The sequence below is a fragment of the Halioglobus sp. Uisw_031 genome, from assembly GCF_047729875.1.
Classification (GTDB): Bacteria; Pseudomonadota; Gammaproteobacteria; order Pseudomonadales; family Halieaceae; genus Marimicrobium.
This window is the reverse complement of record NZ_CP159826.1, coordinates 1652120-1664598: the sequence shown is the minus strand read 5'-3', so window position 1 is coordinate 1664598 and position 12479 is coordinate 1652120. Positions and strand designations below refer to the sequence as shown.

Genomic DNA, 12479 nt, shown 5'->3' with positions numbered 1-12479 from the left:
AGCGCACTACAACGACCAGCGCAGTGAATTCAATTGAACCTGATACCCTGTGTGGTGTCGAGGATAACTGAGAGCGCTTCGAAAATCGCATGCCATATCCACTCTGACGCATAATCTAGGCGCTTGAGGCGCTATTGTCTTTCCCCGCTAATACTGTATATAATCACAGCACCTGTATAAAACCACATAGGGTGCTTGCAATGGAAAAACTGACGCAACGGCAGCAACAGGTGCTGGATATTGTACGCCATCACATTGAAGACACGGGTTATCCTCCTACCCGAGCCGACATCGCGCGCACACTCGGATTTAAGTCAGCCAACGCAGCTGAAGAGCATCTCAAGGCTCTAGCACGTAAGGGGGCGATTGAAATGATCGCAGGTGCTTCACGTGGCATCCGATTACCCGAGAGCGCAGGCATCCCGATCGTAGGGCGAGTTGCCGCGGGGCATCCCATATTGGCGCAGGAGCACGTAGAAGACTACTGCTCTTTGCCTTCAAATTTTTTCAAACCACATGCAGACTTTTTCCTGACGGTACAGGGAGACAGTATGATTGACGTCGGAATTCTCGACGGAGATCTACTTGCGGTGCATAGCACCCCAGTTGCAAAAAATGGCGACATTGTTGTGGCGCGCATAGATGACGAGGTCACTGTAAAACGCCTCCAGCTCACTAACAAAAAGCATCTGCTGCAATTGCTGCCGGAAAACCGTGACTATCAGGCGATAAGTGTAGATCTGCGGGAACAGGCCTTCAGTATCGAAGGCCTCAGTGTCGGTGTATTGCGTCGTGGAAATTAACGCTTAGTGCAGTATTCGCGGCGAGTCCTGCGCCGTCTCCAGTTCGTCATTTCCAGATTCAGAAATGGCCGCAGCCGCTTGAATACCCGCCTGAATCATCACTCTGGCAACTTCAAGACCGTTGTCCATGATGTAGGCACGCGCTTCGTCAGAAAACTGGATTGTTAATAACGGCTCTGACTCATCATCAGCACGCTGCACGACAATTTCTCCATCTCCACGATCGACTATTTCAAGCAGTGATGCTGGCATTCAACAAACCTCAATCCGTTAGCGTCGGCTGCTATTCTAACAGCAGCCGAGCAGAACTGCCTCCACAATTTCTCGTTTGTTAGAGACCCCTGCGCGCATTCAGGTCTTTTTTGCTGCGCGTTTCGGGCCTGTCGGAGCCGCTTCCTCAAGCCACTTACCCTTCTGATACAGCGCCTTCCAACCCGTTGGCTTGCCGCCGCTCTCAGTCATCACATACTGCTCCTTAGATTTTCGGCTAAACCGTACCTGAGCCGGATTTCCCTCTTTGTCTGCGGTTGGCGCACTAAAAAGAAAGGTGTACTTGGGATCAATTTCAGACTGATGCGCCAGCAACTCAGTCACCAGCGGGGCTCGCGTTTCCCGATTGCGAGGGAATTGGCTGGCGGCCAAAAATAGGCCTGCCGCACCGTCGCGCAAGATGTAGTGGTCCTCGACTTTTTGGCACTCCAGTTCCGGCATCGGTACTGGGTCCATCTTGGGCGGTGCTGCCTCCCCACTGCGCAGAAGCTTGCGTGTATTCTTACACGTTTCCGCCATGCACCCAAAGTACTTGCCAAAGCGACCGTTTTTAAGTTGCATTTGCGAGTCACACTTATCGCAGTCCAGAATCGGGCCCTCGTAGCCCTTTATTTTGAACTTACCCTCCTCTACCTCAAAACCAGAGCAGTCAGGATTATTGCCGCACACATGCAACTTGCGGCCCTCGTCGATAAGATAGCTGTCCATCGCGGTATTACACAACGAGCACCTGTGCTTGGCACGCAGCAGTCTCGACTCCGCCTCTTCATCAGCATCCTCCATGATCGCTTCATCACCTGCGGTCAGGTTGAGTGTGTTCTTGCAACGCTCTTTAGGTGGCAGTGCATACCCGGAGCAGCCAAGAAATACGCCAGTACTCGCAGTGCGCACCTGCATCGGACGACTGCATGTGCTGCACTCGATATCCGTCATAGTCGGCTCATTGAGCTGCATGCCGGCGGGTTCATCCTCCCCCGCTTTCTCCAACAGGCCACTAAATTCAGCGTAGAAACTGTCTAGGAGGGCGTGCCACTCTAGTTTGCCCTGAGCAACTTCGTCGAGCCTCTCTTCCATGGAGGCGGTGAATCCATAGTCCAATAATTCGGTAAAGCTGGCTTGCAAACGTTGGGTGACGATATCGCCCATTTTTTCAGCATAGAAGCGCTTATTGTCCAGTCTCACGTAACCCCGATCCTGGATCGTGGAAATAATGGATGCATAAGTTGACGGTCGTCCAATACCGCGTTTTTCCATTTCACGCACCAGACTTGCCTCACCATAACGCGAAGAAGGCTTAGTAAAATGCTGGACTGGATCGAGTTTGAGCAGCTTCAGAGTCTGCCCCTCCACGATATCGGGCAACACTGCATCATCCGTTTTACGGCTTGCAGGCACCAACACACGGGTATAGCCATCAAATCGAACAATACGACCCTTAACATTCAGCTCATAATTACCTGCGCTGCAGGTGACCAGTGTTGAAGTGTATTCGGCATCACACATCTGTCCGGCAACAAATTGACGCCAGATCAACTCATAGAGTCGCTCAGCATCTCTTTCCATACCGTTTAGGGCAGTCTGCAGTATCGTCACATCCGATGGACGTATCGCTTCGTGAGCCTCTTGGGCTCCGTCTTTGGATGAAAAAATCTTTGCTGTTTCAGGCAGGTAAAGCGGCTCAAAGTTCGAGCTTATGTAGCCGCGACAGGCCGCCACTGCTTCAGCACTTAAATTCGTCGAGTCCGTGCGCATATAGGTAATGTAACCGGCCTCATAGAGACGCTGAGCCATCATCATGGTCTTCTTAACACTGAAACCAAGCCGCGTGCTGGCAGACTGTTGCAAGGTAGAGGTGATGAAAGGCGCTGGCGCTTTGGAGCGAGTAGGCTTGTCCTCTCGCTTGCTTACGATATACGGTAGTTTTTCCAGCTCAGCATTCGCAGCCATAGCGCTAACTTCATCGCTAGGTCTAAAATCTGCACCGTTGTGCTTGCGTACCTGAAAGCGAACTTCTTCGCCTTTAGTTCCTTCCAGGTCGGCATGAATTTCCCAATATTCGTCTGGCACAAAGGCGCGTATTTCGCGTTCACGCTCTACGATCAAGCGCGCCGCAACCGACTGTACCCGACCGGCGGACAAGCCTCGGGCAACCTTGGACCACAGTAGGGGCGACACCATAAAGCCCACCACTCTGTCTAAAAACCGGCGCGCCTGCTGAGCATTGACACGGTCCATATCCAGAATAGATGGACGCTCGAAGGCTTCAGTAATCGCCTTCTTTGTAATTTCATTGAATACGACACGCTGGTATCTGGACGGGTCTCCCCCTATTGCCTCTTTCAAATGCCACGCTATCGCCTCCCCCTCGCGATCAAGGTCGGTCGCAAGATAAATGGTATCGGCCTTGGCAGCGAGCTTTGTCAGCTCGCTGACGACTTTTTCCTTACCAGGGAGTACCTGATAACTTGCCGCCCAGTGATCATCAGGGTCAATACCCATGCGCCGGACAAGTTGTTGCTTCGCATTCTTTTTCTTGTAAGCCGCTTTCTGCTTCGGTGCCATCTTCCGCGTACGGGCAGCCTGCGCAGCCCGCGCTTTGGGGTCAGCCTGATTGATGTTATTGCCGGAAGTCGGCAAATCTCGGATGTGGCCAACGCTTGATTTTACGATGAAGTCCGGCCCCAGGTACTTATTAATGGTCTTAGCCTTCGCCGGTGACTCTACGATAACAAGTGATTTACCCATAAACTCCTTTCATACACACAAAAATTCAGTCTACGCCAGATGAGAAGGCGCGAAAAAGCAGCATATATAAGTCGCTATGTCGCTCGGGTCAAGTGAAAACAACAACTCTCAACGTATTAATTGCTCACACCACCCCTCGAGAACCTGTCTTATTTGCTCCACACCTTCCTCCCCAGATGCTTCCGTCCAGTAAATACCGCAACTGAATTGGTCTACGGCGGCCACGCTTATATCTACCGACAGCGCCTGCAGTTGCGCGGGCACGGGCAACCGATTCCCCAAGCTGCGCCACCCCTCCGGGGCATGCACCCAAGTACCAGACTCTATCGGACCAGCTCGCTTGTTTGGGAACCGACGACCATAGTAGATGACCTGCCCGCCTGAAACGGAGGCAGACAATGGGACGCCACCGACATCGGGCAAAGCGCGAAACTCGACAAACATGCCATGCACGGCAGCATACTCGCGCATACCGGCAACTTTACGCTGTCTCTTGGAGGGAAGAAAATGGCTCAGTGGCGCCAGCGCCAGTGCTACAACAAATATAATAATAAAATATGTCAACATTCATCCGCCCACTTCAGGTCAACCCCCTGTAATGCCGACTAAAATAAAGCCTGGGCTGGGTTGTTCGACGCGTATTGTATGCTATAAATGAGGCTAGCTTGTCATTCTGGAGCAAAGTCATGTCTCAATACAAAAACATTCTAGTCGCCGTCGACCTCAGTGAGGACACGACGTCAATACTTCAGCGGGGCCGCGCGATTGCTGATCCCGACGGCGCTGAATTACATTTGATTCATGTTATCGAGCCACTCAGCTTTGCCTATGGCGGTGATATTCCTATGGATTTCTCTGGAATACAGGAAGAGATACACCAGCAGGCTAGCCAGCAAATGCTGCGATTGTCTGAAACACACAATATTGATGCGCAACATCAACATATCGTCCTCGGCAAACCGGAGGTGGAGATACACACCAAGGCGGCAGAACTTGAGACCGACTTGATCGTCGTGGGCAGCCACGGACGTCATGGGCTGGCCTTGTTAATGGGCTCCACCGCAAACGGTGTATTGCACGGCGCCAACTGCGATGTGCTCGCAGTGCGAGTCGGACAAGACACGTAAAGCCCCGCTTGCCCCGATCAGGATGTTAAAAAATCTCGTAGCTCGGGTTGCGAAAAAGGCCAGTCCAACTCCCTTTTATCCGGATGTTGTAACACCGGTATGCGAACGCCATAGCGCTCAAACAGCGCATCGGAATCGCTGACATCCAGTTCTTCGACGTTAAATCCGCCCATCGTTGATTGTTGCACCTGCAACATATTATGTGCCAGCTCACACAGATGGCAGGCGCTTGTCCCATAAAGCCTGAATACTCTCAAATATGTCTCCTTGGCTCGATGCCCTTACATTTCCGCGAATGCTTTTACAGCAATCGCACCGAGAGGAAGTGACGTTAAACCTTGAAATACCATGGTGGCTGGCTGTAAGATTGAGAACTGAGTACAAAAATACATACTATATACCGTAGTCCCTTCTCAGGATAAAACGAGCCTGATGCAAGATTATACCCTCGGAGAAATACAGTGGCGCTTTTTTCCCAGCCTACCGCGAGAGCACTGGCTATACTTGACCTGCTAATGGCCAATCCGCATCAGGCTTTTGGCCTTACCGAAATGACTCGGCGACTGAATCTTAATAAGGCTACCTGCCACGCTATTCTTACCACGATGGCCAACTACGGCTTTCTGGTTCAGCATCCCAAAACCAAGGCCTATCGGCTCGGGCCATCGATTATCGCAGCCGGAAACGCAGCCTTCTCACAGTTTCCCGTATTGGAATACGCCAGACCAGAGCTGGAGGCGCTCCAAAATGATCTCGGAATCGGCTTTGCAGTTACTGGGCGCTCCAAGTTGCATCAGGTATTACTTGCCCTTTACGGTCACGCCACGCTATTGATTGATTCATTTCAGCTTGGATTACGGCTACCCAATACAGCACCGGTGGCAGCGTGCTTTACCGCGTTCTCCGATGCAAAATATCTCGAGGCTTGGCTGACCAGAGCACATGACTCACGCGGCGATTACAACGAGAAACTGGATCAAAAACTGCGAGTATCACTTATCGCCATCCGCGCCCGTGGCTATGAGGTCACCCTCAAAACAGAGGCTGAAACACAGTTGCGAGCAGAGCTGGGGCGTATCCACAACTCCTGGAGCCTCACTGAGCTTGAAGACGCTGCAAACCAATACCAGCATGACCTCTGCGATGAGCACTATCATCTGGACAGGGTAGACCCGAAGGCACGCTATGAAATCAGCACCATCACTGTGCCTGTTTTTGTCTACACCGGAGTCCCGGTCATGTGTTTTGTCGCCGGATCTTTTGATAAACCCATCACGGGCGCTCAAATTGAAGATATTGCCGCGCGTATTAAAGAATCTGCCGATCGAGTCACCGCCCTCGCCAGCAGTCAGGAAAGCGTGAACTGAGCGTTACAAACCAGTACTATACTGTGGTAGTCCGTAACGCCTTGACCACCCATGCCTGACCAATCCCACTACGCTGACAAAAAGTCCTTCTTTGATCGAATGCTAACAATCTATGGGCGCAAGCCTGTGTTGGAAACGCTACAGGATACGTCTTTAGAGTGTCATGCATTGCATCTAGCTGAAAGCAATCGCGAAGCAGGCATCGTCGCAGACATACGGCAGTGTGCGCAAAAGCGTGGCATACCGATCAAGATACACAGTAGAGAAGCATTAGCGCGTCTCTCCAAAAATGGTAAACAAGATCAGGGCGTGGCCCTCGACGTCCTGTGTCCTTCTTTCCAGCAACTGACGCATTACCTCAGCGAACCGGCAGAAAAACCGCGGCGACTATTGGCACTGGATGGCATCAACAATCCACAAAATCTGGGCATGATCATTCGCTCTGCTGCAGCCGGAGAGATCGACGGCATTATTGTTGCGCAAAAAGGGACGGCAGCCCTTGGCCCTCTGGTAATCAAGGCCAGTGCCGGAACGCTCTACCGAGCACCGCTGCTACTGCACCCTGCCTTGCCAGAAGCACTTAAACTTTGTCAGGACAAAGGCTCGCAAGTATGTATGTTGGAAGCGGGGGCACCGATTTCGCTGTTTAATCATCGCGCCGGAGCATTTTGCGTTTATGTGCTGGGGAATGAGACGGACGGCGTAAGCGCTCAGGTTAAGGCACTGGCAGATACACAGCTATCCATTCCAATGCGCAATGGCGTAGAGTCTCTCAATGTGGCGGTGACCGCGAGCCTGATCGCCTACGGACCTCACTTAGAAAGGTAAGCCATCCCCTCTTCCAGACCTTTGAGGGTAAGCGGATACATCTTTCCCTCCAAAAGTTGATGAGTGATGGCCACAGACTGGGTAAACTGCCAGTCCTCTTCAGGGGTAGGGTTGATCCAGATGATCTTGTCGTAGACATCCTGCAGCCGACGCATCCAAACTTCGCCTGATTCCTCGTTCCAATGCTCTACCGAACCCCCGGGCTGTACTATTTCATAGGGCGACATAGAAGCGTCCCCCACGAATATAACTTTATAGTCGCGGCTGTACTTATGTAAAATATCCAACATCTGCGTGCGCTCATTGTGACGCCGAATATTGTTGCCCCACACACTCTCATAAACGAAATTATGAAAATAAAAGTTTTTCATGTGCTTGAACTCGGTACGCGCAGCTGAAAATAACTCTTCACAAACTTTTACATGCGGATCCATCGAGCCACCGACATCAAAGAACAGCAGGACCTTTACAGCATTGTGGCGCTCGGGCACCATTTTAATATCAAGCATCCCCGCATTGCGCGCGGTGGAACTGATGGTGTCATCAAGATCTAGCTCATCCGCCGCGCCGGTGCGGGCAAACTTCCGCAAACGTCGCATCGCCACTTTGATGTTACGCGTTCCAAGCTGAACACTGTCATCAAGGTTCTTAAAATCGCGCTTATCCCAAACCTTAACCGCCTTTTTGTTGCCGCCATTGGGGCCAACCCGGATGCCCTCGGGATGATAGCCTTCCTGACCGAACGGTGATGTACCTCCGGTTCCCACCCACTTGTCGCCGCCTTCGTGCCGTTCTTTCTGCTCCTCTAGGCGATTCTTGAACTCTTCAATTAGCTTTTCTAAGCCGCCTAACGACTCGATTTTTTCCTTTTCTTCGTCAGTCAGATTTTTCATGAACTCAGAGCGCAGCCAATCGTCGGGAATCAAAGCTTCGATAATATCGTCGAGTCCCTCCAGTTCCTTGAAATGCGCCCCGAATGCGCGATCAAAACGGTCGAAGTATTTCTCGTCCTTGACCATGCAGGTCCGACTAAAATAATAGAAGTCATCCATATCACTGAAGGCGACGTGTCGCTTGAGACCTTCCATAAGGTCAAGCAACTCGCGTGTCGTAACAGGGATACCCGCTTCTTTGAGGCCGTGAAAGAAATTGATCAGCATGTAAGCTCCAACGTGGCGCTGCTGCGCGCGCTCTAGCGAGTCTCTCTGCGATGCATGAATGCCAAACGCTCAAGCAGGTGGACATCCTGCTCATTCTTCAACAGAGCACCGTACAGTGGAGGAATAGCCTTGCTGTGATCCCTATTCTTGAGAATCTCATCTGGAATATCGTCTGCCATTAACAGCTTCAGCCAGTCAATCAGTTCCGAGGTCGATGGCTTTTTCTTAAGACCGGGAATAGAGCGCACATCGAAGAACACTTCCATTGCTTCCTGCACCAGGTCTGCGGCGATGTTGGGGTAGTGAACGTCTACGATTTCGCGCATGGTGTCGCGATCTGGAAAATTGATGAAGTGAAAAAAGCAACGCCGCAAAAAAGCATCCGGAAGTTCTTTTTCATTGTTACTGGTTATGATGATAATGGGGCGGTGCTTGGTTTTGATCGTCTCTCCGGTTTCATAGACAAAGAATTCCATGCGATCCAGTTCTACCAAAAGATCATTGGGAAACTCGATGTCGGCTTTGTCTACCTCATCAATCAGCAATACTACCTGCTCGTCAGCGTCGAAGGCCTCCCACAACTTTCCGCGCCTGATGTAGTTTGCAATATCTTGAACTTTTGCATCGCCAAGTTGCGAATCTCTGAGGCGCGAAACTGCATCGTATTCATACAGACCTTGTTGCGCTTTTGTAGTCGACTTAATATGCCACTGGATCAATCGCTTACCGAGGCCTAGAGCCACTTCTTCGGCCAACATTGTCTTACCTGTACCGGGCTCGCCCTTAATAAGTAGCGGACGCTCCAGTGTCACGGCAGCGTTAACGGCCATGCGCAAATCATCGGTGGCGACATACCGCTCAGTTCCTTCAAATTTCATATTTTGTATCACTCTTTAGCATATCGAAAGTTCGACAGGGTACAGATTGAGGGCCGGTATATCAATACAGGAGCCGCCCGCTATCATCCGAAACCGCCATTTTGGAGGATGATGCAAGCATTCTACTCACGCTCGATGCCCAGATCGATTGGCTTGGCTACTCCAGTCTTGACTTCTTGTGCCTACGAAATAGTGTCATACGAAGTAACAGGGCCAATACGATAGCTGCGCCCGCCATAAAGATCAGTGGGCGCAGAGCGTCATTGGCTCCTTCAACCCCTGTCGTCATGATCTCAAAAACTGCCACAATCAAAGCCGGCGCCATAGTGTCCGCTGTCACCTTGGGATACGCCGGGGTGAGCAATAGCGCGGCCATCAACAACACCACGAGAGCGACCCAGCTAGACGGCCAGTGCCGGCTCAGCCACCACGCGAGATACATCAGCAAAACACAGGCGGATCCAACATAGATATAGATTGCCGTGAGGTAGGAACTCTCGTCTAGCATGCCTTATCTCCTATTCAACCCAGTGCACAATATGCTCATCGTATCCGTCGGGATGAACATATTCATCCGAAATGGCACGGCCCCGTATCGATACGCCCGCTGCGTGCACAGAATCACGGTTGCCACTCACAAGGGGATGCCACTCCGGCAGCGGCAAATCTTGTGCGCGCAGACGATAGGCGCAAGTACTGGGAAGCCAATTTAGCGCATCCAAATCCGCAGGACGCAAATCAATACAATTTGACACAAGTATTGAACGATTTTCATAGTCCGTACATTGGCAGGTTTTCTCCTGGAGATACCGGCATCGGACTTTGGTATACGCAATTTCTCCACTGTTTTCATCCTCCAACTTGTGCAGGCAGCACTTGGCACAACCATCACACAACGCTTCCCACTGCACAGTGCTGAGTTCGTCCAGTGATTTTTCATGCCACCAGTCAGCCACGCCCATTGTCCCGCGCGAATAACTCTGCCGCCGTGGGAGGCATCTGCAGATAGAACCCCTGCGCTTTTATGTCGGCAAGGACCACGGCGACATTTGCCCTAGCAAGTACTTTTTCAGGGGTGAGGAGCAAAACCATGACGGGCGTTGCCTCGCCGAACTGCGCCATCAGTGCGTCTGGTATGTCTTGTAATCCACGAGACTTGTCGACATACAGATACATTTCCTGTTTTCGCGAACTCCTAAATACCTGACACACCAATCTCATCCCGAGAGCTTCGCTAAAGACTGCCTCAATACGACAAAAATTGCCTCTTTACGCCACCCTAGCCAGTGGGCAGGTAATTCGAAAACGTCGCCTTGAGCCTCACGCAACAACAGTTCATAGTCTTTGCTGTAAACAAGCACCTCAGGGGCGACGGCCAATGTAACGGCGATTTCACGCACCTCGGCTTTGAGTTTCTTTACCTGATCTCGCTGAGCTGCATCCAGTGGAGGCGGCAATTTCACCGGTAAGTCGAGGTCGGGAACCTCCCTATGGGCTGTCAGAAGGTCCAACAACTCCTCTCCATGGCGACGAACAACAGGCGACGGCAGACCGATATCATCCCTGAGCGCATTCACTGTACGAGGATCTTCTACAGCTAGCTTTAAACAGGCCTGATCATCAATAATCCATGATCGGGGTTTGTTTTTGCTTCTGGCGGTTTCTTCGCGCCATCGACAAACCGCAATCAAGGCTCCAAGCTGCCTCGAATTTAATTTCCAGGCAGTCTTAATACGCGTATGAAGTTTGTACACATCTGTGCCCAACACACTGATTGCATCACTACCATCTGCCAGAACCCAGTGCAGCTTCTCCTGGAGTACACACTGCTCGTTAAGCTCACGCCACACCAGCAGCAGCCACGTTACGTCCAGCCCCGCATAATCGCACTGGGACTCAGTGAGCGGCCGCTGCAACCAGTCAGAGCGTGTCTCACCTTTAGGTATATCCACGGCACAGATATCCTGGACGAGTGCGCGATAGCCCAAACCAAATCCTCGATCCAATAACGCCGCTGCACGCTGCGTATCGAATAAGGGCTGTGGCAACACACCGAGCCAACGTTGAAACACTTCGAGATCTTCACTCGCAGAATGAAGAACCTTGAGCACGTCGGGGTTCGTCAGTAGTGCCGCCAAAGGCTCGGGGCTGTCTATCTTTAGGGGGTCGATCAACCACGCCATGTCACTGACTGAATCGCCAGTGACAAAACACAATTGCACCAGCGCGACTTCGGGATAAAAGGTGTTACGTCGCATAAATTCAGTATCAACGATCACCACATCGCAACTCGACTCCTGCTCTATCAAACGTCGAAGAGCTTCACTTGACTCAATGAGTTGCCATTGCATATTTCAGTCCACCAGCCGCCGCCCCGAGAGGGCGTGCGCCAAAGTCGAGCCATCAACGTATTCCAATTCACCTCCCAGCGGCACCCCATGAGCGATGCGTGAAACCCCAACGCCCAAAGGCTGCAACATGTCAGCGACGTAGTAGGCGGTGGCCTCCCCTTCTACCGTTGGATTGGTCGCCAGAATAACCTCACCAACACCTTCGTCAATGACGCGCTGTTGTAAATCTTCCAGGCCGATCTCTGCTGGACCAACACCATCTATGGGCGATAAATGGCCCATCAGAACAAAGTATAGACCACGAAAACTGCCACTTTGCTCTATAGCCAATACGTCAGCAGGAGTCTCCACAACACATACCATGCTGGCATCACGTTTTGGGTCGGAACACAGTTCACAAATTTCAAGCTCGGTGAAGTTACGGCATAGACTGCAGTGACCAATCTTCTCAACGGCGTCACGCAATGCCGTGGCCAATGCCAGCGCACCCTCGCGATCTCGTTCTAATAGATGCAGCGTCATGCGCTGCGCAGACTTAGGGCCGACGCTAGGAAGACAGCGCAAGGCATCCATCAAATCTTGCAGGGACGGGCTAAATTTCATTGTGCTGACTGCAAACTATCAAAACGGCATCTTGAAGCCTGCGGGAAGGTTCAATCCCGAGGCCAGACCTGACATTGCGTCTCGATTACGCGCTTCCACTTTGCGTACCGCGTCGTTGACGGCGGCGGCCAGTAAATCTTCCAACACTTCCTTATCCTCCAAGAATACCGAATCGTCGATAGATACGCGTTTGATATCATGTCGCCCGGTCATCACCACACAGACGAGACCTGCCCCAGCCTCGCCCTGCACTTCGGCCGTTGCCAATTCGTCCTGTGCTTTTTTCAGCTCGGCCTGCATATTCTGCGCCTGCTGCATGAGCTCCGAAATATCACCCTTCATCTGTC

Annotated in this window: 16 protein-coding genes; 4 read left to right on the top strand and 12 right to left on the bottom strand. The window is 51.7% G+C overall.

The genetic code is table 11. The features are described 5' to 3' along the window. Nucleotides 1-200: 200 nt before the first annotated feature. Nucleotides 201-803, top strand: coding sequence for a transcriptional repressor LexA (gene lexA, locus ABXT62_RS07595; RefSeq protein WP_415357999.1), 603 nt, complete (start codon nt 201-203; stop codon nt 801-803). Nucleotides 804-806: 3 nt separating this feature from the next. On the opposite strand, the gene ABXT62_RS07590 is transcribed toward lexA, so the two are convergent. The 3 genes from ABXT62_RS07590 to ABXT62_RS07580 all read right to left on the bottom strand — a co-directional run bounded on the left by ABXT62_RS07590 (nt 807) and on the right by ABXT62_RS07580 (nt 4385). Beyond that, nucleotides 807-1055, bottom strand: coding sequence for a hypothetical protein (locus tag ABXT62_RS07590; protein WP_415357998.1), 249 nt, complete (start codon nt 1053-1055; stop codon nt 807-809). 99 nt (nt 1056-1154) lie between these two features. Further along, nucleotides 1155-3818, bottom strand: coding sequence for a type I DNA topoisomerase (topA, locus tag ABXT62_RS07585; RefSeq protein ID WP_415357997.1), 2664 nt, complete (start codon nt 3816-3818; stop codon nt 1155-1157). A 108-nt stretch (nt 3819-3926) separates the two neighbouring features. After that, complete coding sequence (locus tag ABXT62_RS07580) at nt 3927-4385, bottom strand: hypothetical protein (RefSeq protein ID WP_415357996.1); 459 nt, start codon at nt 4383-4385, stop codon at nt 3927-3929. A gap of 119 nt (nt 4386-4504) precedes the next feature. Here ABXT62_RS07580 and ABXT62_RS07575 point away from each other — a divergent pair, with 119 nt between their 5' ends. Next, nucleotides 4505-4945: a universal stress protein gene (locus tag ABXT62_RS07575; protein WP_415357995.1), complete on the top strand. Its 441-nt coding sequence runs from the start codon at nt 4505-4507 to the stop codon at nt 4943-4945. Nucleotides 4946-4962: 17 nt separating this feature from the next. Here the strand turns inward: ABXT62_RS07575 and ABXT62_RS07570 are convergent, their stop codons facing one another. Continuing rightward, entirely contained in the window at nt 4963-5202 is a 240-nt protein-coding gene (locus tag ABXT62_RS07570) for a glutaredoxin family protein (RefSeq protein WP_415357994.1), read from the bottom strand. 204 nt (nt 5203-5406) lie between these two features. Between ABXT62_RS07570 and ABXT62_RS07565 the strand changes: the two genes are divergently transcribed. Then, the gene (locus ABXT62_RS07565; RefSeq protein ID WP_415357993.1) at nt 5407-6312 is read left to right on the top strand and encodes an IclR family transcriptional regulator; all 906 of its coding nucleotides are present in this window, start codon (nt 5407-5409) and stop codon (nt 6310-6312) included. A 51-nt stretch (nt 6313-6363) separates the two neighbouring features. Further along, the gene (locus ABXT62_RS07560) at nt 6364-7140 is read left to right on the top strand and encodes a TrmH family RNA methyltransferase (protein ID WP_415357992.1); all 777 of its coding nucleotides are present in this window, start codon (nt 6364-6366) and stop codon (nt 7138-7140) included. Here ABXT62_RS07560 and ABXT62_RS07555 read toward each other — a convergent pair. The 8 genes from ABXT62_RS07555 to ABXT62_RS07520 form a co-directional block, all read right to left on the bottom strand. Further along, on the bottom strand, nt 7125-8300 hold the full coding sequence (locus ABXT62_RS07555; protein WP_415357991.1) for a vWA domain-containing protein: 1176 nt from the start codon (nt 8298-8300) through the stop codon (nt 7125-7127). The two genes, ABXT62_RS07560 and ABXT62_RS07555, sit on opposite strands and share 16 nt — an antisense overlap. Before the next feature lie 32 nt (nt 8301-8332). After that, entirely contained in the window at nt 8333-9178 is an 846-nt protein-coding gene (locus ABXT62_RS07550; protein WP_415357990.1) for an AAA family ATPase, read from the bottom strand. A 157-nt stretch (nt 9179-9335) separates the two neighbouring features. Next, the gene (locus tag ABXT62_RS07545; RefSeq protein WP_415357989.1) at nt 9336-9686 is read right to left on the bottom strand and encodes a hypothetical protein; all 351 of its coding nucleotides are present in this window, start codon (nt 9684-9686) and stop codon (nt 9336-9338) included. A gap of 10 nt (nt 9687-9696) precedes the next feature. Continuing rightward, a complete protein-coding gene (locus ABXT62_RS07540) occupies nt 9697-10134 on the bottom strand; it encodes a YcgN family cysteine cluster protein (RefSeq protein WP_415357988.1) in 438 nt (145 codons plus the stop codon). Continuing rightward, nucleotides 10127-10399 carry a YcgL domain-containing protein gene (locus ABXT62_RS07535; RefSeq protein WP_415357987.1) on the bottom strand — a complete coding sequence of 91 codons (273 nt, stop codon included), beginning with the start codon at nt 10397-10399 and terminating at the stop codon, nt 10127-10129. The genes ABXT62_RS07540 and ABXT62_RS07535 overlap by 8 nt, the downstream gene beginning before the upstream one ends. After that, nucleotides 10396-11529 (bottom strand): ribonuclease D, encoded by a 1134-nt coding sequence (gene rnd / locus ABXT62_RS07530; protein WP_415357986.1) that lies wholly within the window; start codon nt 11527-11529, stop codon nt 10396-10398. The genes ABXT62_RS07535 and rnd overlap by 4 nt, the downstream gene beginning before the upstream one ends. 3 nt (nt 11530-11532) lie before the next feature. Beyond that, the gene (gene recR / locus ABXT62_RS07525; RefSeq protein WP_415357985.1) at nt 11533-12132 is read right to left on the bottom strand and encodes a recombination mediator RecR; all 600 of its coding nucleotides are present in this window, start codon (nt 12130-12132) and stop codon (nt 11533-11535) included. Between the two features lie 18 nt (nt 12133-12150). Next, a complete protein-coding gene (locus tag ABXT62_RS07520; protein ID WP_415357984.1) occupies nt 12151-12474 on the bottom strand; it encodes a YbaB/EbfC family nucleoid-associated protein in 324 nt (107 codons plus the stop codon). Nucleotides 12475-12479 lie beyond the last annotated feature (5 nt).